The organism is Marinobacterium zhoushanense (assembly GCF_014641945.1).
Lineage (GTDB): Bacteria > Pseudomonadota > Gammaproteobacteria > Pseudomonadales > Balneatricaceae > Marinobacterium_D > Marinobacterium_D zhoushanense.
In genome coordinates, this window is record NZ_BMIJ01000005.1 from 90324 (window position 1) to 112163 (window position 21840).

The following is a 21840-nucleotide window of genomic DNA, read 5'->3' on the forward strand; positions in this document are numbered from 1 at the left end:
CTTATTATGTACAGGATGTACGGTATCCCGCGTGTGCATGGATGCGCAGGAGCGGGGGTTACAGGATGTACGGTATCCCGCGGTCGCATGGCTGCGCTGGAACGGGAGCGAACGTAAAAGCAAAGTGTAGTTAAAGGCTCGGATTTCATCTCGGCACAGATGACAAATTATTTTTGCCATATAGCAATAATGCTGGCATAAATCTGATTTTTTGGCAGGAGTCAGGCGTGCGTCGGTGGGATGCTATAGAGGCCTATGTGGCGGTGGTGCAGGAGGGCAGCTTCTCCGCAGCGGCCGAGAAACTGGGGGTGTCGGCCTCCCATATCAGCCGTAGGGTGGCAGAGCTGGAAGCCCGTCTGGGGACGCCGCTGATCTTTCGCACCACCCGCTCGATCCGCCTCAGCGAAGCGGGCGAGCAGTATTTCCAGCACTGCCATCACTTGCTGGAGGGCTTCTTGAGTGCCGAGGAGCGGATCAGCCGTCAGCAGTCCGAGCCAGCCGGTCTATTGAAGCTGACCTGCGCCGCTACCTTTGGCGAACGCTTCATTGCGCCACTGCTGCCGGAGTTCATGCGCCGCTACCCCAAACTGGAGCTCGAACTGCACCTGAGTAATCAGCTGGTCGACCTGATCCGCGATGGCTACGATCTGGCGATCCGGCTCGGTACGCTGGAGGATTCCAGCCTGCTGGCGCGGCGGCTGTGCGACCGGCGCGAATATCTCTGCGCCTCACCCGGCTACCTGGAGCGCCACGGTGCGCCGCATACCCTGAGTGAGCTGGCGCACCATAACTGCCTGCTCGGTACCAGCCCCACCTGGCTGTTTCAGGATCGTGGCCAGCGCCGTGAGCTGCGGGTACAGGGTAACTGGCGCTCCAACTCGGGGCCGGCCGTGCTCTCCGCTGTGCAGGCCGGTCTCGGCATTGCGCAACTGCCCGACTACTACGTTGAGCCGCAGCTGGAGCGCGGTGAGCTGATCAGCCTGCTGGAGAACTACCGCTATCGCCACTCCGGGGTTTGGCTGGTCTACCCCAAGGCACGGCAGCAGTTGCCGCGATTGAAACTGCTCTGCGATTACCTGATCGAGCAGTTCGAGACCCTGCCCTGGCGTCGGGGTTAGCCAGGTTGCAGCGCTAACGACTTGAATGCGGGTCATCTGCGATTGAGCAGGACTGGTTTGACGCTGTGCCTACCGCCGCCCTAAAATTGTCCCCTTGCTTCCGGTGTGCCAGGCCCGACTATCCACAGGGTCTGGAACTTAATCGGGAAGCCGGTGCGCGCTTAGACATAGAGTCAGGCGCAATGCCGGCGCTGCCCCCGCAACGGTAGAGGAGTGAGAATGGCACAGGCCACTGTATCCATGGATATGGGAAGGCGCTGTTCTCTGATGTGGCGATGACGCCCATCGACTCCTGAGCCCGGAGACCGGCCTGAAGCATGCACAGTCGGCATTGCGGAGGGCAATCGGTACTGGATCGGGCTTTTCTCCGCCCGATTCCTTACTTTTCCCTTTGCAGGCCGTTTTTATCTACGGATGCGTGCGGGCGGCGCGCAAAGGGCAATCACACAGATGAACCGTTTTAACCTTCCAGCAGCCATTCTGCTGGGCAGCAGTGCTGTTTCTGCCGTTCAGGCGGAAACCCTCTCCACCACCATAGTCGTAACAGCCAGTCGCAGCGCCGAGACCGCCGATGAAACCCTGGCGGCGGTCACCGTGCTGAGTCGTGAGGATATCGAGCGTCAACAGGCTCAAAGCGTGACCGAACTGCTGGGCAGCACACCCGGTATCACCCTGGCCAACAGCGGCGGCCGAGGCAAAAGTACTTCGATCTTCCTGCGCGGCAGCAATCCCGATCAGGTCCTGGTACTGATCGACGGTATCAAGGTCGGCTCGGCCACCCTGGGCACCACCGCGTTCGAGCACCTGGCGGTGGATCAGATCGAGCGGATCGAGATCGTACGTGGGCCGCGCTCGTCGCTGTACGGTTCGGAAGCGATCGGCGGCGTTATCCAGATCTTTACCCGTCGCTATGCCGAAGGTTTCACGCCCCGCTTCAGCACCGGTATCGGCAGCAACGACAGTCGCGACGTCAGCCTCGGCGCTTCCGGCGGGACCGATACCGGCTGGTACAACCTGGATATCAGCGACTTCTCCACCGAGGGTTTCAATGCCAAGGAGGAGGGCTCCTTCGGCTATAACCCGGATGACGACGGCTATGACAACCGCTCCTGGGCGCTGAGCGGCGGCTACCGTTTTAGTGACCGGGCCAAGGGTCGTCTCAGCTGGAGCCGTAACGAGGGCGACAACGAATACGATGGTGGCTCCAGCTTCGACGACTACGCCACGCAGCAGCGACTGGATACACTGAGTACGGCGCTGGAGCTGACCCCGCGCGATGACTGGGCACTGACTCTGTCGCTGGGACGCAGCCGGGACGAGTCGACCCAGTACGGCGACGGCGAGTACCAGAGCCATATCGATACCGAACGCGACATCGCGTCGATCGTCAGCGAGCATCAGCTGGGCGGCATGAACCAACTGACCTGGGGGGTGGACTACCAGCAGGACGAAGTCGACAGCAGCAACGATTACGCGCAAACCTCCCGTGACAACGCCGCCCTGTTCGGCCTGTATCAGCTCTACTTCGGGGCCCAGGATATCGCCGTCAGCCTGCGTCAGGACGACAATGAGCAGTTCGGCGGCCATACCACCGGCTCCCTGGCCTGGGGCATCCAGCTCGACTCGGAGCTGCGGCTGTTCGCCAGCTATGGCACCGCCTTCAAGGCACCCACCTTCAACGACCTGTACTGGCCTGAAACCGCCTTTTCCATCGGTAATCCCGACCTGGTGCCGGAGGAGTCGGAAAGCTTTGAGATCGGCCTGTCCGGCAAGCATGCCGGGCTGCATTGGTCCGCCAACCTGTACCAGACCGAGATCGACAACCTGATCGCCTGGGCGCTGAACGACGACAGCAAGTACATGCCGACGAACGTGGCCAGGGCGCGTATCCGGGGCCTGGAACTCAGCGCCGCCACCCGACTAGCCGGCTGGCAGCTGCAGGGCGGTCTGGACTTGATGGATCCGAAGAACCTGGAGGACGACAGCCTGCTCAGTCGCCGGCCGCGCAAGGTGCTGAAACTGGCGGCGGATCGTGATTTCGGCGACTGGTCGTTGGGCGGTTCACTGCTAGCGGTCGGCAAGCGCAAGGACAGTTCGGCGCATCTGGCCGGTTACACCCGCGTCGATCTGCGCGCGGGATACCGTCTGGGCGGCGACTGGTGGCTGAAGGGGCGGATCGACAATCTGCTCGACGAGCAGTACCAGACCGTCAACCGCTACAACCAGCCGGATCGCGAATACTGGCTGTCGCTGCACTACACCCCCGGTGCCTGAACCCACCGGACAAACTGAAAGGAGTCGTACATGATCAACCTGAGTAAAACGCAGCAATATGGGGTCGGTATCGGGCTGATCCTGCTGATGGCGATGACCCGTGGCCAGCACTTCGCCACTGTGGCGGCGCTGCCCAGCGCCTCCTGGGCGGTGTTCTTCCTGGCCGGTATGCTGCTGCGTCCGCGCTGGATCTTTCCGCTGCTGTTCCTGCAGGCGGTGGCGCTGGATGTGATCTCGCTGGGCGGCTTTACCGAGGCGGCGAAACACCACTGTGTCTCCCCGGCCTACGCTCTGCTGCTGCCGGCCTACGCCTCGCTCTGGTTTGGCGGCCGCTGGTATGCACGTGTACACCGTGACTCCTGGCAGACTCTGGCACCATTGGTTGCGATTCTGCTGGCCAGTGCCTTCGTCTCCAACCTGTTCTCCAGCGGTGGCTACTACTACTTCTCCGGTGTCTATGCCGAACCGACCTTGGCTGGGCTTTGGGGGCGCATCGAGCTCTATCTGCCCGCCCGGCTGTTGACCCTGTTTGGCTATGTCGGTGTGTCTGGCGCTGCGTTCCAGCTGTGGCGGGTGCTGAACGCACGGCGTCCGGCCGCTGTTGTATGAGCAAGGATATGAGCGACGAGCAGGCACGGGAGCAGCGCCACCGCGAGCGGATGCAGCGCAAAAAGGCGGTGGTCGATGGCGCCATCGCCCGCGCCGATATCGATTGTGGCGTGCTGCTGGTGTTGACCGGCAACGGCAAGGGCAAGAGCAGCTCCGCGTTCGGCATGCTGGCACGAGCCCTTGGGCACGGTATGCAGGTTGGTGTGGTGCAGTTCATCAAGGGCAGCTTCAGCACCGGGGAGGAGGCGTTCTTCCGCCGCTTTCCCGAGGTGCGCTACCACGTCATGGGCGAGGGTTTTACCTGGGAGACCCAGGACCGGACACGCGATGTGGAGGCGGCGCGGGCGGCCTGGGCGCGGGCCGGTGAATTGCTGGCCGATCCCGCGATTGGACTGGTGGTGCTGGATGAACTGAATATCGCCCTCAAATACGGCTATATCGAGCTGAATCAGGCGCTTGATGCGCTGGCCCATCGACCCAAGATGCAGCATGTGGTGGTGACCGGGCGTGGTGCGCCCCAGGCGCTGATCGACGCCGCCGATACCGTGACCGAGATGCAGGTGGTCAAGCATGCGTTCAAGGCCGGGATCCGGGCGCAGAAGGGCGTCGAACTATGAGGGGATGCGAACCATGAGTCAGGCTGGCGAAGCTGCCGTGAGCGTACGCAGTTGCCCGGCGCTGCTGATCTCCGCCCCGGCCTCGGGCCAGGGCAAAACCACCGTCACCGCCGCATTGGCGCGGCTGCACACTCGGCTGGGGCGGCGGGTGCGGGTGTTCAAGACCGGTCCCGATTTTCTCGACCCGATGATCCTGTCCCGCGCCTGTGGCACCGAGGTGTACCAGCTTGACCTGTTCATGGGTTCGCCGGAGCAGTGCAAACAGCTGCTCTGGCAGGCCGCCGGTGAGGCGGACCTGATCCTGATCGAGGGGGTGATGGGGCTGTTCGACGGCTCTCCCTGCAGCGCCGATCTGGCCGAGCTGTTCGGCATCCCGGTGCTGGCGGTGATCGATGCCGGCGGTATGGCTCAGACCTTTGCCGCTCTGGCGATGGGGCTGGCCGGCTACCGCAGCAGTCTCGAGGTCAGCGGGGTACTGGCCAACCGGGTCGGTAGTGCCGGTCACGCGCAGATGCTGCAACAGGCGCTGCCGGACTCCCTGCGCTGGTACGGCGCATTGCCCCGGGAGCAGGCGTTCGAGCTGCCCAGTCGCCATCTCGGCCTGGTACAGGGCAGTGAGATCGAGGATCTGGATAGACGACTTGATGCGGCTGCCGATGCCATTGCCGACAGCGCCGGAACCGATCTACCGCCGGCGGTGGCGTTTCAGTCGCAGCCGGTGCCGGTGCCGCAGCGCCTGCTCGCGGGTGTGCGTATCGGCGTGGCCCGCGATGCCGCGTTCAGCTTTCTCTACCCGGCCAACCTGGACTGCCTGCGTCAGCTCGGTGCCGAACTGGAGTTCTTCTCGCCGCTGAGCGATGAGCAACTGCCCGAGGTGGACAGCCTCTACCTGCCCGGCGGTTACCCCGAGCTTCACCTGACCGAGCTTGGCGCCAACTGGGGTCTGATGGAGCAGGTTCAGGTTCATTACCGCCAGGGTAAGCCGATTATGGCTGAGTGTGGCGGCATGCTCTGGCTCTGCGAATCGTTGACCGCGCTGAGCGGGGAGCGGGTCGAACTCTGCGGTGTGCTGCCGGCCCGGGCGAAGATGCACGCGCGTTTCACTGCCCTGGGACTGCAGCGGCTGGCGCTGCCGCTGCAACAGGGGATTGAGGAGTTGCGCGGGCACAGCTTCCACCACTCCAGCCTCGACACCGAACTTGAGCCGGTGGCTATCGGCGAGTGCCCCAATGGTCGTCGCGCCGCCGAGCCGGTCTACCGCGTCGGCCGGCTGACCGCGTCCTACATCCACAGCTACTTCCCGTCCAATCCCGAAGCGGTAGCCGAGGTGTTGCGGCCATGAGCCAGGCGTTCACCGCTGCCGAGCGGGAGGCGGTCTATCGTGCGATTCGCGAACGGCGCGATATGCGCCATTTCAGCTCCGAGCCGCTGCCGTCCGACGTGCTTGAGCGCTTGTTACAAGCCGCGCATATGGCACCCAGTGTCGGCCTGATGCAGCCCTGGCGCTTTATCCGGGTTACCGATAGCGACCTGCGCGAGCAGGTCCGCGCACTGGTGGAGCGGGAGCGGCTGGCCACGGCAGCAGCGCTGGGCGAGCGTGAGCAGGCGTTCCTCCAACTCAAGGTCGATGGCTTGGATCGCTGTGCTGAACTGCTGGTGGTGGCGCTGATGGATCAGCGGGAACGGCATCTGTTTGGCCGCCGCACGCTGCCTGAGATGGATCTGGCCTCGGTCGCCTGTGCCATCCAGAATCTGTGGTTGGCGGCTCGCGCCGAGGGCGTTGGTGTTGGCTGGGTCTCCCTGTTCGATCCCGATGCCCTGGCCAGGCTGCTGCATATGCCCGAGGGCAGCAAAGCGGTGGCGATCCTCTGTATCGGCCCGGTGGAGGCGTTTTACCCGCAGCCGATGCTGGAGCAGGTCGGCTGGGCCAGGGCCGCGCCGCTATCGGAGATGCTGTTCGAGAACCGCTGGTCGACGGCGGATAGCCCGGCATGAGCGCGCTGCTGGCGGTAATGGCCGTAGTGCTGGATCTCTGGTGGGGCGAGCCGCGACGCTGGCATCCGCTGGTCGGGTTCGGTTGTTGCGCCCAGTGGATCGAGCAGAGGCTGAACCGGGGTGGCGCGATCCGGGGACGGTTGCTCGGGCTGGTCGCGGTGACACTGCTGGTGCTGCCGCCGGTATTGCTCTGCCTCTGGCTGGTCCACCAGCCCTACCTCGGCGTGCTGATCTCGGTGCTGACGCTCTGGTTCACGCTGGGGTTGAACAGCCTGCGGGCCCATGCGCAGCCGATCATCTATGCGCTGTCCGAGGGAGAGCTGGGCGAGGCAAGACGGCTGACCGCCCGCATCTGCAGCCGGGACGAGGCGACGCTGGAGGTAGAGCGCAGCGCCGTGGAGTCGATTCTGGAGAATGGCAGCGACGCGGTGTTCGGTGCGCTGTTCTGGTTCTGCGTAGCTGGTGCGCCCGGCGCGCTGGCGTTTCGCCTGATCAACACGCTGGATGCCTGCTGGGGCTACAAAAGCGAACGTTTTCTGCACTTCGGCTGGGCGGCGGCCCGGCTGGACGACCTGGTTGGACTGATCCCGGCCCGGCTTACCGCGCTCGGCTACGCCCTCTGTGGCAACACCCGCCGGGCGTTGAGCTGCTGGCGCCTGCAGGCGTCGGCCCATGACAGCCCCAACGCCGGTCCGGTGATGGCCAGCGGTGCCGGCGCGCTCGGCGTACGCCTGGGTGGACCGACCCGGTATCGCGGGATCTGGGTGGCCAAACCCTATCTGGGTCAGGGAGGCAGTCCCCGGCGCGAGGATCTGCAGCGGGCGCTACGCCTGGTTGAGCGCTGCCTGCTCCTCTGGCTGGCGGCGATCCTGAGCCTGCAACTGGTTCAACTGCTACTGGAGACCTGGTAATGGGAGCGATGGGTCAGCTTGAGCATGGCGGCGGTTTGAATGCCGCCGCCGAACGCTACCGGATTCCCCGTAGCCAGTGGCTGGATCTGTCCACCGGCATCAACCCGCAGGGCTGGCCGGTGCCGGCGATTCCCGGCGAGGTGTTTGCCCGCCTGCCGGAAGCGGACGATGAGCTGGAAATGGCGGCGGCTGCCTACTACGGTAGTGATCAACTGCTGCCGTTGGCCGGTTCCCAGCAGGCCATTCAGCTGTTGCCCCGGCTGCGCAAGGCGCTATGCGGGAGCGCCCGGGTCGGCGTACTGACGCCGGGTTACGCCGAGCATCGCCACCATTGGCAGTTGCACGGCCATCGCGTGCTGGGGTTGAGCGTGCTGCAGATCGAGATCCAGCTGCCACAGCTGGATGTACTGGTGCTGATCAACCCCTGTAACCCCAGCAGTTGCAGTTTCCCACGCGAGCAGCTGGAGCGCTGGCATCGGCAACTGGCCGCGCGAGGCGGCTGGCTGGTAGTGGATGAGGCGTTTATCGACGCCACGCAGGAACAGAGCCTGATCGGCCCGGTTATCCCTGAGGGGCTGATCATCCTGCGTTCGCTGGGCAAGTTTTTCGGCCTCGCCGGTCTGCGCGTGGGCTTTCTGTTTGCGGATGCGGAACTAAGAGAGGCGGTTGCCAACGAGATGGGGCCCTGGGCACTGGCTCACCCATCACGCTGGCTGGCGACCAGGGCGCTGCTGGACCGGCAGTGGCAACGGCAGGCGCAGGCCAGTTTGCACCACCAGCAGCGGCGACTGGTCCAGTTGCTGCAGCAATACTTTGCTCAGCCTGTACGCAGTACGTCGCTGTTCGCCTGGGTCGCGACAGAGCAGGCGGGCGCGATTCAGCAGCGTCTGGCGCTGGGTGCGGTGCTGGTACGGCGGTTCGACGATCCGCCCGGCCTCAGGTTCGGTCTGCCGGGCACGGAGGCGCAGTGGCGGCAACTGGAGCGGGTGTTACAGGAGGTTATGCAATGACGGGCGATACCGCGATGGCGCAGGGCGCTCATACCTTGATGGTGCAAGGCGCTCATACCTTGATGGTGCAAGGCGCTCATACCTTGATGGTGCAAGGCACCACGTCCGACGCCGGCAAGAGCACGCTGGTGGCCGGGCTGTGCCGGGTACTCAAGCGACGCGGTATCGACGTGGCGCCGTTCAAACCGCAGAACATGGCGCTGAACAGCGCGGTGACCGCCGAGGGGGGCGAGATCGGACGCGCCCAGGCGGTGCAGGCCCAGGCCTGTGGCCTGGCACCCCACGTGGATATGAACCCGGTGCTGCTCAAGCCCTGTTCCGATACTGGCGCCCAGGTGATCATCCATGGCAGGGCTGTGGATAACATGGAGGCGACCAGCTACCACGACTACAAGGCGGTGGCCTGGCAGGCGGTGGCCGAGTCCCACCGGCGGCTGTGCCAAGGCTATCAGGCGGTGGTAGTGGAGGGAGCAGGCTCTCCGGCGGAGATCAACCTGCGTGATCGCGATATCGCCAATATGGGCTTTGCTGAGCGGGTGGACTGTCCGGTGATCCTGATCGCCGATATCGACAAGGGCGGCGTGTTTGCCCATCTGGTGGGCACCCTGGAGCTGCTCAGTCCAAGTGAGCAGGCGAGGATCAAGGGTTTCGTGATCAACCGCTTCCGCGGCGACATCGCACTGCTCAAACCTGGGCTGGACTGGCTCGAGCAGCGCACCGGCAAGCCGGTGCTGGGAGTGCTGCCCTACCTGCACGGTCTGCACCTGGAGGCGGAGGATGCCGTTGCCACGGCCGAGAGCGGGGAGAAGAGTGCTGATGCGCTGAAGATCGTCGTGCCGGTCCTGCCCCATATCAGTAACCACACGGATTTCGACCCGCTACGCCTGCATCCCCAGGTTCGGCTCAGTTTTGTCGGTCCCGATCAGCCAAAACCGCCTGCGGACCTGGTGATCCTGCCCGGATCCAAATCGGTCCGCAACGATCTCGACTGGCTGCGGGTGCAGGGTTGGGAGGAGTACCTGATGCGGCATCTACGCTACGGTGGCCGGGTGCTGGGGATCTGTGGCGGTTACCAGATGCTCGGTGAATGGGTCGACGATCCGCTGGGTATCGAAGGGCCGGTGGGCAGCAGTCCCGGACTGAACCTGCTGCCGCTGAGCACAGAGCTCAAGGCGGAGAAGATCCTGCGCAACAGCAGCGGACAGCTGTTTCTTGATGGCCGTCAGGCGCCGATTCGGGGATACGAAATACACTGTGGCATCAGTCGCCTGGCGTCTGATGCCCAGGCATTGCTGGCCCTGGAGCAGGGGCTTGACGGCACCCTGTCCGAGGATGGGCAGGTGGCCGGCTGTTACCTGCACGGGTTGTTTGAGCAGCCCGAGGCGTGCGAGGCATTTCTGCAGTGGGCCGGTTTGGCGCAGGCGCAGCGCATCGACTACGTCGGCATCCGCGAAGCGGCTATCGAGCGCCTGGCCGATACGCTGGAGCAGCATCTGGATCTGGACGCGGTACTGGCGCTGCTGGGGCAGCCAAAGAGGGAGACAGCATGATCCGCTTTATTACCGGTGGCGCCCGTTGCGGTAAAAGCAGCCGAGCCGAACAGCTGGCGGCCGCATCCGGGCTGGAGGTGGTCTATATCGCCACCGCCGAGGCGCGGGATGCCGAGATGGAGTCACGCCTGGCCAGCCATCGGGCGCGTCGGCCAGCGCATTGGCGCACCATTGAGGAGCCGCTGGCGTTGGCGCAGGTGGTGCGCGACCAGCAGGGCCCTGAGCGCTGTCTGCTGGTCGATTGTCTGACCCTGTGGATAACCAACCAGTTACTCGCCGGTGCTGATATTCGCGCCGAGCGCGAGTCCCTGGTCGCCGAGCTGGCGCGGGCCCAGGGGGAGATCATCCTGGTGTCCAACGAGACCGGCATGGGGGTGGTGCCGATGGGCGAGTTGAGTCGACGTTTCGTCGACGAGTCGGGTTGGCTGCACCAGGCGGTGGCGGCGCAGGCCGACCAGGTGGTGTTGATGGTGGCGGGGCTGCCGTTGGTGGTAAAGGGGGATAGGGTGTGAGCTGTGCGACAGGTTATGAGCGGGCGTTCCTGGATTGGCTGGAGTCGCCGTCGGCGCCACTTCACCGGCAGGCGGTTGTCGAGGCGGAGTCGCGGCAGCAGCAACTGACCAAGCCGGTCGGGGCACTGGGTGATCTGGAACGGCTGGCGATCCGCCTGGCCGGTATGCAGGGCAAGCCTTGTCCCCAGGCGGAGCGGGTGGCAATCGCGGTGTTTGCCGCCGATCACGGTGTGGCCGCCGAGGGGGTGTCGGCCTATCCGCAGGCGGTGACGGCGCAGATGATCGCCAACTTCGCCAACGGCGGCGCCGCGATCAGCGTCGCCGCGCGCGCACTCGATGCTCGCTTGCGCGTCTATAACCTGGGCACGGTGACCGAGTTGGCGCCTTTGCCGGGTGTGGAGAGCTGCGTGATCGCCCCGCAGAGCGGCAACCTGGCCTGTGAGCCCGCGATGACCCCGGCACAGCTGGCACGGGCGATGGCGGTGGGGCGCCAGGCGGTAATTCAGGCATCGGCGGATCAGCCGCTGGACCTGTTTATCGGCGGCGAAATGGGCATCGGCAACACCACCTCCGCCACCGCTCTGGCCGCCGCCCTGCTCGAGCAACCGGCGGTGACGCTGGCGGGCCCCGGCACCGGGCTCGACAGCGCCGGCATCCTGCACAAGGTGGCGGTGATCGAGCGCGCGTTGGCGCTGCACCAGCCACGGGTTGAGCAACCGCTGGAGCTGTTGCGTTGCCTGGGCGGATTCGAGATCGCGGCACTGTGCGGCGCCTACCTGCACTGCGGTCAGCAGGGAGTGCCGGTGCTGGTCGACGGCTTTATCTGCACCGTGGCGGCGATGATCGCCTGCCGCCTGCAGCCGCAGTTGAGTGACTGGTTGATCTTCTCGCACTGCTCCGCCGAACCGGGCTATGCGCAGCTGTTGGACAACCTGCCCTCCTGGCCGCTGCTGGATCTTGGGTTGCGCCTGGGCGAGGGCAGCGGCGCGGCGGTGGCGGTCCCGCTGATCCGCATGGCCTGTACCCTGCACGCGCAGATGGCCACCTTCGACGAGGCGGCGGTGTCGGGAGCGACCGCATGAGTCTGTGTATCGATCTGCTGCGCCACGGCGAAACCAGCCTGGGCCGCTGCTATCTGGGGCGTACCGATGCGGCATTGACCGAGCATGGCTGGCAGCAGATGTCAGCGGCGCTGGCGCAACGATCGCCGGCGGAGTATGACGCCGTTATCAGTTCGCCACTGGCGCGCTGTCTGAGCTTCGCCCGCGACTGGGCCGGGGCCGAGCGGTTAATTGTCGAGCCGCGCCTGGCCGAGTATGACTTCGGCGACTGGGATGGACTCAGCGGAGAGGCGATCTATGCCCACTCTCCGGGGGCGCTGGAGCGGTTCTGGCGCGACCCCTGGCAATATCCGCCACCCGGTGCCGAGACCATGCAGGCGTTTTATGTACGACTGGATGCGGTGTTAGGCGAGCTTCGGCGACGCCAGTCCGGCCGGGTACTGCTAATCTGCCACGGCGGCGTGATCTGCGTGATGCGCTGCCTGATCCAGCGTCTGCCGCGGGAGCAGCTGTTCGAGCAGATGCCTGAACATGGCTCCCTGCACAGTTTCATGGATACCGGCCCGTGCACACCCTGAGCCACCACCTGCGGGCGTTCAAATCCGCCCTGCAGTTCCTCACCCTGCTCCCGGTGCAGCTTGCAGAGGTTCCGGATCGACGGCAGCAGGCGCTGGCGATGCTCTACTACCCGGCGGTCGGGCTGCTGATCGGTGCCCTGCTCTGTACCGGCGCGATACTGAGTGACGGCTTGCCGCTGGAACTGCGGGCAACGCTGCTGCTGCTGCTCTGGTGTGGTGTGACCGGCGGTCTGCATCTGGATGGGCTGGCCGACAGCGGTGATGGCTGGATGGGAGGGCTGGGTGATCGCGAGCGCACCCTGGCGATCATGAAAGATCCCCATATCGGCGCCAGTGGGGTGTTGGTGTTGCTGCTACAGCTGCTGTTGAAGTGGAGCCTGCTACTGGCATTGCTGCCGCAGACCGACTGGCTTGCGCTGTTGCTGGCGCCGGTGGCCGCACGGACCGCAGCCCTGCTGCTGCTGGTGCAAACCCCCTATGCCCGCCCAGGCGGTATCGCCGGCGAGATGCTGGCCGAGTTGCCAAGTGGCGCAGTTTACCTACTGGTCGCGGGCGTGGGGCTGGGCCTGCTGTTGATACAGCCGCTCTGGCTGGCGCTTCCGGCCCTGGTCTATCTGTTGGCGCGCAGGGCGATGCTGCGGCGCTTGGGCGGCTGCACCGGGGATACTGCCGGGGCACTGATCGAACTTAGCGAGAGCGCCCTGATATTCGCAGCGGTATTGGCTCACTTGGCAACCGGTTCTCTCGCACTTCCGCCAACCTGAGCGGCGGGCATCTGTAATGCCTGGATCAGCTGTTCCAGTGTCGGTCCGATCGGCGCATCCAGTTTCAGGTCTAGCAGTTCGTCGGCGCGGGTGCGCCCGAGGGTCAGCGCCGCCATCGGTTTGTGCCACTCCCGGGCCCGTTTACAGAAGCGAAAGCCCGAGTAGACCATCAGTGAAGAGCCAATCACCAGCAGGGCGTCGGCGCGTTGCAGGGCATCGAGGGCCTGCACAACCCGGGTTTTGGGCACGTTATCGCCAAAGAATACCACGTCGGGCTTGAGAATCCCGCCGCAGCGGGGGCAGTGCGGTACCTCGAAACGGCTGAAATCCACCTCCAGATCGGCATCGCCATCGGGCGCGGTCTTGGCACTGAAGTGGGTGAACGCCGGATTCATCTGTGCCGAGCGACCGTGTACCTCGTCGCGACTGCAGCGGTAATCGCACCCCATGCAGATCACCTGATCGGCGCGGCCATGCAGATCGATCACCGCCTGGGATCCGGCGCGCTGATGCAGGCCGTCCACATTCTGGGTTACCAGCAGTTCGACATGGCCCAGCCGTTCCAGCAGGGCCAGCGCCTGGTGTGCCAGGTTGGGGCGCGCCTGCTGCATCACCGGCCAGCCGATCAGGCTGCGCCCCCAATAGCGTTGCCGTGTGCTATGGCTGTGCATGAAGTCGGCATGCTGTACCGGTTGTTTGCGCTTCCACTGACCGTTACGGTCGCGGTAATCGGGGATGCCCGAATCGGTGCTGATACCGGCGCCGGTCAGCACCAGCAGGCGCGGGTGGTGGCGTAGGAACTGGAGCAGTGACGGACTCAATGACATGGGCGCATCTTTTCCTCAGGGGTAGACAGCGACTCTACCTGTACCGGACCCGGGATGGCATTTTTGCTGACAGCAAACGCCTGCTCCCCCGGCATGGCGGTTCCGTTTATAAGCGTAGCAGCATGCCATCACGGCTGATCAGCCAGCTGGCGAGGTCCTCGGCCAGTTGCAGTTGGCCGTTGAAGTACTGTCTGGCCTCGGTGCGAATCTCGCAGATCAGACGGTCGTTGCTGCGCCGCGGTTTGCTCAGGTAGCGCGGACTGAAATGGGTCAGAATCAGGTTGGGGATCCGCTGCTGCTCGGCGAAGCGTGCCACCCGCTCGGCACTGCTGTGCTGCGGCTCGGGGCCGACCTGCTGCAGGATGTCGGCGGTGTAGGTCGCCTCATGTACCAGCAGGTCCGCTCCCTGGCACAGGCCGGCGAGCAGTTCCGGGCGGTCGTTGTCGCCGGCGATAACAGCAACCCGCGGCTTGCGAGAAAGTCGGGTGAAGTCGGTACTGCTCAGCCAGCGGCCATCGGCCAGCTGTAGATCTTCGCCGCGCTGAAGATGGGCGTATTCGGGGCCTGGTGAGATCCCTTCCGCCCGCAGACGCTGCACATCCAGTTGCAGCGGAATCTGGCTTTCACGCAGGCGGTATGCCCAGCACTCGGTACGATGGCTCAGCGCTGCGGCGCTGATCTGGAAACCGCCGGCGGTAATATCGAGCCTTTCATCGACCGCCAGGAACTGCAGTGGATAGTCGATCTGCATCTCGGTGAACTGCATGACGGCTTGCAGATACTCCCAGACCGCCACCGGCCCGACCAGTGTCAGCGGCGCGGTGCGGCCGTTGAGCTGGCAGGAGGCGAGCAGCCCCGGTAGGCCGTAGCAGTGATCGCCGTGGATATGGGTGATCAGTATCGCTTCCAGCTTCAGCGGAGAGAGCGGGGTACGCAGCAGCTGATGCTGGGTCGCTTCGCCGCAGTCGACCAGGACCCAGGGTTTGCCGTGCTCGGGCTGGACGGCGGTGGCACTGACGTTGCGATAACGTGTGGGGGCACCGGATGAGGTGCCGAGAAAGGTGATCTTCACTGCATGGCCCCTACAGCTTGCCTGAGCCTTCAGTGTAAAACAGCCCGGCGCGGATGTATCGGGGCCGGGCTGCAATCGGGGCGGCAAGTCAGTCGATATCCTCAGGCTGGGGCGCGCGCTTGCGTCCGGTCAGCATCGCCCTGACCAGGCTCTCGCGGTGGCGCAGGCTGGCTAACAGCACGCCCGCCAGATGCAGGCCCACCAATAGCAGGACCAGGTTGCCGATCAGCTCATGCAGCTCCTCGACCCACTCCTCACCCCAGAATCGGTCGGTGGTGCCGAGCCAGCCGCTGACGCAGAGCAGTGTCAGCGTGCCGAGCAGCACAACGACCATCATGCCGCCGGCCGGATTATGGCCGATGTGACGCGCTTCGCGGGCGTGGCGTATATCCTGCAGATAGTCGATCACAATACGTGGATGACGCACGAACTGCGCAAAGCGCGCATAGCGCGAGCCGATCAGCCCCCAGAGGATGCGGATGAGGACCAGCCCAATCACGATGTAACCGCAGGACTCGTGCAGACTCTGCCACTCGTCTGCGCTGATCCAGGCGATTGCGAAGCTCAGCACCAGCGACCAGTGGAAGACCCGCACCAGCGGGTCCCAGACTTTGACCGTTGCCGGCGCTGCGGTGGTGGTTTTCATCGCCCGCTCCTGTTAATCCTGCTGCTTGACGATTTCAAAGCTCTGCGGATCGAAGTAGGCTTCGACGCGCTCGCCCTGTGCGTTCTTCGCGTAGACCTCGTAACAGCCTTCGTCGACCTTGATCTTACGGATCTCCCAGCCCTTGGCCTGCAGTGACTGCTCAAGCGCCTCCTGGGGTTGCCACTGCGCCTTGGGTACGTCGCATAGCACCTCTTCGGCATGGGCGGTGGTAGATAAGGCGGCGCTGGAGATCAACAGAGCGGTGATCAGTTTGTTCATGGCAAGACTCCTTGTTCACGGTTTCAGGATGGAGCCACTTTAGGTGGGTTAGCTTAAATAAAGCTTAAGGGGGTCGAGAAAACTCACTCAGGCTGTGCGGTGGCGGGCCGGGGGCTGCCGGGTGTGCTATAAACAGCCATTGGTACGAGCTTAGGAGGCGGGTGCATGAAACTGAACGCCAAGTTGACGCTGTGCATGCTGTTGGTGGGCGTTACGGCGGCGATGCTGGTTGGTGGTATCGCCTACGGATTGCTGATGCGCGATTTTCGCCAGTCGGTACAGGATCAGGCGTTTAACCATTTTCAGTTCGACGTAGGGGCGTATCTGACCCGCTACGGCAGCTGGGAGCGGGGCCGGGCGCAGGAATCCTTCCATCAGTTTGTGCAACGTACAAGGGGAGTGCTTGAGTTCAATGCCATGAATGGCACGGGAGCGCGACCCGGGGTACCAGGACCGCCTCAGAATGTGGTGCAGGGTAGCGTTGGACCACAGTCAGGTTCGGCGTCGCCAGACCCGACGCAAGCGAATATAAACGATGCCTCCGCCTTCCTCAGAGGTGGTATGGCGCCGTTTCTGTTTATGCTGACCGATCCCACCGGTGTAGTGGTCAAGCCGGGACCGGGCTATGCGGCGGGTGAGCAGATCGCCAGCGATCTGCTCAAGCAGGGGCGTCCCATCGAACAGGGGGGGCGTGTCGTGCTGTTGGCAATTCCTCTGGGTGAGCCAAACCTGACGCCACAGGATCTCTCCTATCTGGCGGCCATGCGCCGCGCCCTCGGTTTCGGTATGGTCGGCGCTGCACTACTGGCGCTGGCCTTGGGCCTGCTATTCAGCCGCCGCGTCTGCAATCGCGTGTATGACATGACGGCGGCGGTACATGCCATGCGCGCCAACGGCGAGCTGGAGCAGGAGGTGCCGGTGCGCAGCCGGGATGAGATCGGCGAGTTGGCCGCTGCTTTCAACCGCATGAGCCGGGATCTGGCCTGCGCCCATGCGGAGATGCGTGAGGCGGCGGTGCGTGACCCGCTGACCCAGCTGCACAACCGGCGCTACTTCAATGAGCAGGCGGCGCTGGCGTTCGAGCAGGCGATGCGCTACGACCAGCCGCTGTGCGTCATGATCGCCGATCTCGATCACTTCAAGCAGATCAACGACAGCTTCTCCCACGGCGTGGGTGACGAGGTGTTGAAACGGGTTGCGCAGTTGCTGCAGCAGAATATCCGCAAGAGCGATATCCTCGCCCGCCATGGCGGCGAGGAGTTCGTGATTCTATTCCCGCAGACCTCATTGCAGCAGGCCTATGAGCGCTGTGAGCGGCTGCGCCGCCAGATCGAAGCCAGCGACTGGCAGCAGGTGCACCCGCAACTGCGGGTGACCCTGAGTATCGGCCTTAACGACGCGCTGGCCCTGGGCAGTATCGAGCGGATGCTCAGCGCGGCGGACGAGGCGTTGTACGCGGCCAAGCGCGCCGGACGCAATCGCATCGAGCCGGTGGCCGCCTGACACCACCGCGGCGGCCTCAGCGCACGCAACGCGCGTAATTGTCGACCCTGATCTCGTCGTGCTGGCCGCCCTGGAAGCTGCGGCGCTGCACGCTGGCAGTCTTGGGATCGCTGCGCTGGGCACCGGCGCCGTGTACATCCACACCCTCCGTCGACGTGCATTTGCCGAAACAGATGTAATCCGCCTGCTGAATATTGTCGCCGTGGGTGGTGGAGGACCAGAACCAGCCGCGGCGATTCTGCTGCTGGAAAACACTGGAGTCGATTGCCGGGTCGTGTCGAGTGTAGTCGACGATACTCTGCAGCTCCTTGATATTGGGCAGGCGCCAGTCATCATGACCTGCCAGGTCGAGCGTTTCACAGTAAGCGAGTGCTTGCTGCCAGTCGCGAGCCCGGCCGTCATCGCTTTGCTGCCAGGTCAAAGCACTGGCACGATCGGTCACCGTGCCGTCGCCATTATCGATGAAATCGTTGTCACCCCAGGCCTCACCGCGCACGCAGCGGTAGAACAGCGCATTGCGATTGCCGGCGGTCGGCGCCTGTTTGATGTGACCGTCGAGAAAGTTCATGAAAAACGCCGCCTCGACCCCCTTCCGATCCCAGTGATCACCGCTGTAGATCGTCGCCGACCAGGTCTGACCCATCATGTCGGTGGCGTGGGTACTGGCAAAGGGGTCGTTGCGCAGGATCGAAGCGTCAGGCTCGCGGATCTCGAACAGGTCGTCCAGATAGGGGCGCCGACCGACGGAGCCGCGAAAATCGGCGATCGAGAACAGCTCCTTGATACCGGGCAGGCGCCAGTCACGATAACCGGCCAACGTCAGCTGTTCACACGCCTGCCGTGCGGCGGGCCAGCTCAGGCGTGCGGCGTTATGCGCCTGCTGCCACATCAGGCCGGTGATCCGGTCACTGATGACGCCATCGTGCACGGCATAATTCGGTTCGGCGCCGGCATATTGCGCATCCTGGCCGTAGAACGCCTCGCCGGGGCGTGGACACTCGATCATGCCGCGAGTGTCGAAACAGCTGCCCTGCTGGGTGTCGGGAATACGGCTCTTCACGCTCCGCGCGGTGTCGCCGGTCTTGGCGATCTCGGCGCCCAGGGGAGCGCCATGGCGCTCGGGCGCGCTGCTGCGGTTGCTGGTTAGGGGGGCAGGAGGTGCGGTTGGGCCATCCATGGCGCCAGGCCCCATTCTGCCCGGTTGATCAGTACTGTCTGGCCCGCGACCGGCGAAATCGGGCGCGCAGACCAGGCCTTCGGGTACCTGCCGACAACTGCCGTTGATCTGACCGTGCGGTGCCTGGAAGCTGCACTGTTCGCCCTGGCTGAGGCGGCGGCAGGCATCGAGCGCCTGGGGTGGCGGCCCGCCGCCCGGCGGTTGGGCGGTGGCGTTAGCGGCGGCAAGTAGCAGAACGAGCATTCCCTTTCTCATGTTGGATCCTTGATTGGTGCAGCAACAGCGGCAGCGGCGCGCTGCACGGTTGCCGGTTTGTCCGGCCCTGACTCTTCAGGGCCGGACCATACGAATAGGATGTGGACAACGCTAGTCGCTATGATAGGGGGGATGAGCGGAGAGTGAGAAGCTGAGGCTGGCAACTTTACAAAAGTTTTGCTTTTCATGGTGTTGAAGGCGGGTTCGGAGGCTTGGAGGTCAGCGCTTGGCTACCAGGGATAAGCCACAAAATAGGGGCGGGAGGTTATCGGGATGTCGAAAATCGAATTTACCAAGCAGGAGCAGGCGCTGATCGTGAACAAGATCCAGCGCTATTTCAAACAGGAGCTGGAGCAGGATATTGGCGGCTTCGATGCCCAGTTCCTGCTCGACTTCTTCGCCGAGGAGATCGGCCCCTACTTCTATAACCGGGGTCTGTACGATGCGCAGGCGGTGCTGGACCAGCGGATGGAGAACATCAGCGAAGCGATCTTCGAACTGGAGCAGGTGACCGAGTTCAAGCGCTAGCGCTACACCTGCCCGGAAGGGATGAGCGAGATAAGGGGAGAGCTGGAACCCGTGGCAGAGTGTAAAAAGAAAGGGCGGCCCCGGGGCCGCCCTTGGTGAGGTTGTTGACTGATCAGGCGCCGTACTTCGCTTTGGCTTCGCGGCGGCGACGGTGCAGCACCGGCTCGGTGTAGCCATTGGGCTGCTCGCGACCCTTGATGACCAGCTCGCAGGCGGCCTGGAAGGCAACAGAGCCGTCGAAGTCGGCGGCCATCGGCCGGTAGGCCGGATCGCCCTCGTTCTGACGGTCGACCACGGCGGCCATGCGCTTCATCGTCTCCATCACCTGTGCTTCGGAGCAGATGCCGTGGTGCAGCCAGTTGGCGATGTGCTGGCTGGAGATACGCAGGGTGGCGCGATCCTCCATCAGGCCGACATCGTTGATATCGGGCACCTTGGAGCAGCCGACACCCTGATCGATCCAGCGCACCACGTAGCCGAGGATCCCCTGAGCATTGTTGTCCAGCTCCTGCTGGATCTGCTCGGCGCTCCAGTCAGCATGCACGGCTACCGGGATGGTCAGGATATCCTGCAGTGCGGAGCGCGGACGGGATCTCAGTTCCTGCTGACGGGCGAACACGTCCACCTTGTGGTAGTGCAGCGCATGCAGGGTGGCGGCGGTCGGTGACGGCACCCAGGCGGTGTTGGCGCCGGCCAGCGGGTGACCGATCTTGGCTTCGAGCATGCCCGCCATCAGGTCCGGCATTGCCCACATCCCCTTGCCGATCTGGGCGCGGCCGCTGAGGCCGCAGGCCAGACCAGTGTCCACGTTCCAGTCCTCGTAGGCCTTGATCCAGGCGGCGTTCTTCATGTCGCCCTTGCGGATCATCGGGCCCGCTTCCATGGAGGTGTGGATCTCGTCGCCGGTACGGTCGAGGAAGCCGGTGTTGATGAACACCACGCGCTCCTTGGCGGCGCGGATGCACTCCTTCAGGTTCACCGTGGTGCGGCGCTCCTCGTCCATGATGCCGACCTTCATGGTGAAGCGATCGAGACCCAGTGCATCTTCGATACGGCCGAACAGTTCGTTGGTAAAGGCGACCTCTTCCGGACCGTGCATCTTCGGTTTAACGATGTAGATGGAGCCGGTGACGGTATTGTTGAACTTGCCGTTACCCTTGACGTCGTGCACCGAGATCAGCGTGGTGACCAGACCGTCCATGATCCCTTCCGGGATCTCATTGCCGTCCCGGTCCAGGATCGCCGGGTTGGTCATCAGGTGGCCGACGTTGCGCACGAACATCAGGCTTCGCCCCTTCAGTGCCACTTCGCCACCGTTCGGCGCGGTATAGAGGCGGTCCGGGTTCATGCTGCGGGTGAAACTCTTACCGCCCTTGCTGACCTCTTCGGTCAGGTCGCCTTTCATCAGACCGAGCCAGTTGCGGTAGACCAACACCTTGTCCTCGGCATCGACGGCGGCGACGGAGTCTTCGCAGTCCATGATAGTGGTCAACGCGGACTCCATCAGGATGTCCTTGACCCCGGCAGCGTCGGACTTGCCGATCAGGTCGTTGCGGTCGATCTGAATTTCGAAGTGCAGGCCGTTATGCACCAGTGCGATACCGGTGGGGCTGGCGGCGTTGCCGGTGTAGCCGACCAGCTGGGACGGCTCGGCCAGCGCGCCTTCGCTACCGTCACGCATGGCGATGCACAGGGTACCGTTCTGGATGCTGTAACCGGCGGAGTCCTTGTGCGAGCCGCTGGCCAGCGGCGCGTAATCGTCGAGAAACTTGCGCGCGAAGGCAATTACCTTGGCGCCGCGGGCGGGGTTGTAGCTGCTGCCGGCTTCGGCGCCGCCGTCGTTGGCGATGGCGTCGGTGCCGTACAGCGCGTTGTACAGGCTACCCCAGCGTGCGTTGGCGGCATTCAGCGCATAGCGGGCGTTCATCACCGGTACCACCAGCTGCGGGCCGGCCATGGTGGCCATCTCCGGGTCGACATTGCTGGTGCTGGCGGTAAAGTCCGGCCCCTCGGGCAGCAGATAGCCGATCTCGAGCAGGAAATTCATGTAGGCGTTGAAATCGAACTGGCCGCGATTCTGGCGGTGCCATTGGTCGATCTTCTCCTGCAGCGCATCGCGTTTGGCCAGCAGCTCACGGTTGCGAGGTGCCAGTTCATGCACGATGGCGTCGAATGCGGACCAGTACGCTTCCACATCCACGCCGGTGCCCGGCAGGGCTTCATTGTTGATGAAGTTGTAGAGATCCTCAGCGACCTGCAGGCCGCCAACCTGTACCCGTTGGCTCATGAGATATGCCTCAATTTCTTTCGTGTTGTCCCCCGGCACGCCCAGAGGCTGAGTTGATCCGGAAGTTGGAGTTGGGTCGTTTACAACGTTGTGCATTGCGAAAATAGCGCAATTTTTCATCGCTGTAACCCGTTTGCGCCTAAAGTATGAGGAAAAGGTTAGATCGTGTATTTTGGCAACAAGATCGCGCGTTGTAGGCGCCTTTTTAGGCCTTTTTTTGTTGTTTTTTTACTAGAATAGGACGCACCAACCCGGTGCCGGCGCTGC

The 21840-nt window shown here is 63.9% G+C and carries 21 protein-coding genes and 1 riboswitch; of the genes, 15 read left to right on the forward strand and 6 right to left on the reverse strand.

What is annotated here, in order from left to right; genetic code table 11:
• The first annotated feature begins 227 nt into the window (after positions 1 to 227).
• From IEX40_RS12715 to cobS, 13 genes are all read left to right on the forward strand, one after another.
• Positions 228 to 1118, forward strand: a complete 891-nt coding sequence (locus tag IEX40_RS12715; RefSeq protein ID WP_188748850.1) for a LysR family transcriptional regulator — start codon at positions 228 to 230, stop codon at positions 1116 to 1118.
• Positions 1119 to 1202: 84 nt separating this feature from the next.
• Positions 1203 to 1446: riboswitch (cobalamin riboswitch) on the forward strand.
• A gap of 122 nt (positions 1447 to 1568) precedes the next feature.
• Positions 1569 to 3392, forward strand: a complete 1824-nt coding sequence (gene btuB, locus IEX40_RS12720) for a TonB-dependent vitamin B12 receptor (protein ID WP_188748852.1) — start codon at positions 1569 to 1571, stop codon at positions 3390 to 3392.
• Between the two features lie 30 nt (positions 3393 to 3422).
• The gene (locus IEX40_RS12725) at positions 3423 to 4001 is read left to right on the forward strand and encodes a hypothetical protein (RefSeq protein WP_188748854.1); all 579 of its coding nucleotides are present in this window, start codon (positions 3423 to 3425) and stop codon (positions 3999 to 4001) included.
• A gap of 8 nt (positions 4002 to 4009) precedes the next feature.
• Positions 4010 to 4618: a cob(I)yrinic acid a,c-diamide adenosyltransferase gene (cobO, locus tag IEX40_RS12730; RefSeq protein WP_188748855.1), complete on the forward strand. Its 609-nt coding sequence runs from the start codon at positions 4010 to 4012 to the stop codon at positions 4616 to 4618.
• Positions 4619 to 4631: 13 nt separating this feature from the next.
• Positions 4632 to 5960: a cobyrinic acid a,c-diamide synthase CobB gene (locus IEX40_RS12735; protein ID WP_229680748.1), complete on the forward strand. Its 1329-nt coding sequence runs from the start codon at positions 4632 to 4634 to the stop codon at positions 5958 to 5960.
• Positions 5957 to 6613: a 5,6-dimethylbenzimidazole synthase gene (gene bluB / locus IEX40_RS12740; RefSeq protein WP_188748857.1), complete on the forward strand. Its 657-nt coding sequence runs from the start codon at positions 5957 to 5959 to the stop codon at positions 6611 to 6613. Before IEX40_RS12735 ends, bluB begins: the two co-directional genes overlap by 4 nt.
• Positions 6610 to 7524: an adenosylcobinamide-phosphate synthase CbiB gene (gene cbiB, locus IEX40_RS12745; protein ID WP_188748859.1), complete on the forward strand. Its 915-nt coding sequence runs from the start codon at positions 6610 to 6612 to the stop codon at positions 7522 to 7524. The genes bluB and cbiB overlap by 4 nt, the downstream gene beginning before the upstream one ends.
• On the forward strand, positions 7524 to 8534 hold the full coding sequence (cobD, locus tag IEX40_RS12750) for a threonine-phosphate decarboxylase CobD (RefSeq protein ID WP_188748861.1): 1011 nt from the start codon (positions 7524 to 7526) through the stop codon (positions 8532 to 8534). The genes cbiB and cobD overlap by 1 nt, the downstream gene beginning before the upstream one ends.
• A 62-nt stretch (positions 8535 to 8596) precedes the next feature.
• Positions 8597 to 10084, forward strand: a complete 1488-nt coding sequence (locus IEX40_RS12755) for a cobyric acid synthase (RefSeq protein ID WP_188749391.1) — start codon at positions 8597 to 8599, stop codon at positions 10082 to 10084.
• Positions 10081 to 10596 carry a bifunctional adenosylcobinamide kinase/adenosylcobinamide-phosphate guanylyltransferase gene (gene cobU, locus IEX40_RS12760; protein ID WP_188748863.1) on the forward strand — a complete coding sequence of 172 codons (516 nt, stop codon included), beginning with the start codon at positions 10081 to 10083 and terminating at the stop codon, positions 10594 to 10596. The genes IEX40_RS12755 and cobU overlap by 4 nt, the downstream gene beginning before the upstream one ends.
• Positions 10593 to 11678: a nicotinate-nucleotide--dimethylbenzimidazole phosphoribosyltransferase gene (gene cobT / locus IEX40_RS12765; RefSeq protein ID WP_229680749.1), complete on the forward strand. Its 1086-nt coding sequence runs from the start codon at positions 10593 to 10595 to the stop codon at positions 11676 to 11678. The genes cobU and cobT overlap by 4 nt, the downstream gene beginning before the upstream one ends.
• A complete protein-coding gene (locus IEX40_RS12770; RefSeq protein WP_188748865.1) occupies positions 11675 to 12235 on the forward strand; it encodes a histidine phosphatase family protein in 561 nt (186 codons plus the stop codon). The genes cobT and IEX40_RS12770 overlap by 4 nt, the downstream gene beginning before the upstream one ends.
• Positions 12223 to 12999 carry an adenosylcobinamide-GDP ribazoletransferase gene (gene cobS, locus IEX40_RS12775; RefSeq protein WP_229680750.1) on the forward strand — a complete coding sequence of 259 codons (777 nt, stop codon included), beginning with the start codon at positions 12223 to 12225 and terminating at the stop codon, positions 12997 to 12999. The genes IEX40_RS12770 and cobS overlap by 13 nt, the downstream gene beginning before the upstream one ends.
• Here cobS and IEX40_RS12780 read toward each other — a convergent pair.
• The 4 genes from IEX40_RS12780 to IEX40_RS12795 form a co-directional block, all read right to left on the reverse strand.
• Positions 12960 to 13826 carry an NAD-dependent protein deacetylase gene (locus IEX40_RS12780; RefSeq protein WP_188748867.1) on the reverse strand — a complete coding sequence of 289 codons (867 nt, stop codon included), beginning with the start codon at positions 13824 to 13826 and terminating at the stop codon, positions 12960 to 12962. The genes cobS and IEX40_RS12780 overlap by 40 nt on opposite strands.
• 106 nt (positions 13827 to 13932) lie before the next feature.
• Positions 13933 to 14898: a ribonuclease Z gene (locus IEX40_RS12785; protein WP_188748870.1), complete on the reverse strand. Its 966-nt coding sequence runs from the start codon at positions 14896 to 14898 to the stop codon at positions 13933 to 13935.
• Between the two features lie 88 nt (positions 14899 to 14986).
• Positions 14987 to 15544, reverse strand: a complete 558-nt coding sequence (locus IEX40_RS12790; protein WP_188748872.1) for a cytochrome b/b6 domain-containing protein — start codon at positions 15542 to 15544, stop codon at positions 14987 to 14989.
• Positions 15545 to 15556: 12 nt separating this feature from the next.
• On the reverse strand, positions 15557 to 15823 hold the full coding sequence (locus IEX40_RS12795; protein ID WP_188748874.1) for a PepSY domain-containing protein: 267 nt from the start codon (positions 15821 to 15823) through the stop codon (positions 15557 to 15559).
• A 165-nt stretch (positions 15824 to 15988) separates the two neighbouring features.
• Here IEX40_RS12795 and IEX40_RS12800 point away from each other — a divergent pair, with 165 nt between their 5' ends.
• Positions 15989 to 17326, forward strand: a complete 1338-nt coding sequence (locus tag IEX40_RS12800) for a GGDEF domain-containing protein (RefSeq protein WP_188748876.1) — start codon at positions 15989 to 15991, stop codon at positions 17324 to 17326.
• Between the two features lie 16 nt (positions 17327 to 17342).
• Here IEX40_RS12800 and IEX40_RS12805 read toward each other — a convergent pair whose 3' ends face one another.
• Entirely contained in the window at positions 17343 to 18758 is a 1416-nt protein-coding gene (locus IEX40_RS12805; protein ID WP_188748878.1) for an Lcl C-terminal domain-containing protein, read from the reverse strand.
• A 273-nt stretch (positions 18759 to 19031) separates the two neighbouring features.
• Here IEX40_RS12805 and IEX40_RS12810 point away from each other — a divergent pair, with 273 nt between their 5' ends.
• Positions 19032 to 19286 carry a DUF2164 domain-containing protein gene (locus IEX40_RS12810; protein ID WP_188748880.1) on the forward strand — a complete coding sequence of 85 codons (255 nt, stop codon included), beginning with the start codon at positions 19032 to 19034 and terminating at the stop codon, positions 19284 to 19286.
• 112 nt (positions 19287 to 19398) lie between these two features.
• Here IEX40_RS12810 and IEX40_RS12815 read toward each other — a convergent pair whose 3' ends face one another.
• A complete protein-coding gene (locus tag IEX40_RS12815; protein WP_188748882.1) occupies positions 19399 to 21573 on the reverse strand; it encodes a malate synthase G in 2175 nt (724 codons plus the stop codon).
• Between the last annotated feature and the right edge of the window lie 267 nt (positions 21574 to 21840).

Coding starts and splice junctions, on each gene's coding strand:
- btuB (WP_188748852.1), top strand. CDS start 1,569: ATGAACCGTTTTAACCTTCCAGCAGCCATTCTGCTGGGCAGCAGTGCT.
- IEX40_RS12725 (WP_188748854.1), top strand. CDS start 3,423: ATGATCAACCTGAGTAAAACGCAGCAATATGGGGTCGGTATCGGGCTG.
- cobO (WP_188748855.1), top strand. CDS start 4,010: ATGAGCGACGAGCAGGCACGGGAGCAGCGCCACCGCGAGCGGATGCAG.
- IEX40_RS12735 (WP_229680748.1), top strand. CDS start 4,632: ATGAGTCAGGCTGGCGAAGCTGCCGTGAGCGTACGCAGTTGCCCGGCG.
- bluB (WP_188748857.1), top strand. CDS start 5,957: ATGAGCCAGGCGTTCACCGCTGCCGAGCGGGAGGCGGTCTATCGTGCG.
- cbiB (WP_188748859.1), top strand. CDS start 6,610: ATGAGCGCGCTGCTGGCGGTAATGGCCGTAGTGCTGGATCTCTGGTGG.
- cobD (WP_188748861.1), top strand. CDS start 7,524: ATGGGAGCGATGGGTCAGCTTGAGCATGGCGGCGGTTTGAATGCCGCC.
- IEX40_RS12755 (WP_188749391.1), top strand. CDS start 8,597: ATGGTGCAAGGCGCTCATACCTTGATGGTGCAAGGCACCACGTCCGAC.
- cobU (WP_188748863.1), top strand. CDS start 10,081: ATGATCCGCTTTATTACCGGTGGCGCCCGTTGCGGTAAAAGCAGCCGA.
- IEX40_RS12770 (WP_188748865.1), top strand. CDS start 11,675: ATGAGTCTGTGTATCGATCTGCTGCGCCACGGCGAAACCAGCCTGGGC.
- IEX40_RS12780 (WP_188748867.1), bottom strand. CDS start 13,826: ATGTCATTGAGTCCGTCACTGCTCCAGTTCCTACGCCACCACCCGCGC.
- IEX40_RS12790 (WP_188748872.1), bottom strand. CDS start 15,544: ATGAAAACCACCACCGCAGCGCCGGCAACGGTCAAAGTCTGGGACCCG.
- IEX40_RS12795 (WP_188748874.1), bottom strand. CDS start 15,823: ATGAACAAACTGATCACCGCTCTGTTGATCTCCAGCGCCGCCTTATCT.
- IEX40_RS12800 (WP_188748876.1), top strand. CDS start 15,989: ATGAAACTGAACGCCAAGTTGACGCTGTGCATGCTGTTGGTGGGCGTT.
- IEX40_RS12805 (WP_188748878.1), bottom strand. CDS start 18,758: ATGAGAAAGGGAATGCTCGTTCTGCTACTTGCCGCCGCTAACGCCACC.
- IEX40_RS12810 (WP_188748880.1), top strand. CDS start 19,032: ATGTCGAAAATCGAATTTACCAAGCAGGAGCAGGCGCTGATCGTGAAC.
- IEX40_RS12815 (WP_188748882.1), bottom strand. CDS start 21,573: ATGAGCCAACGGGTACAGGTTGGCGGCCTGCAGGTCGCTGAGGATCTC.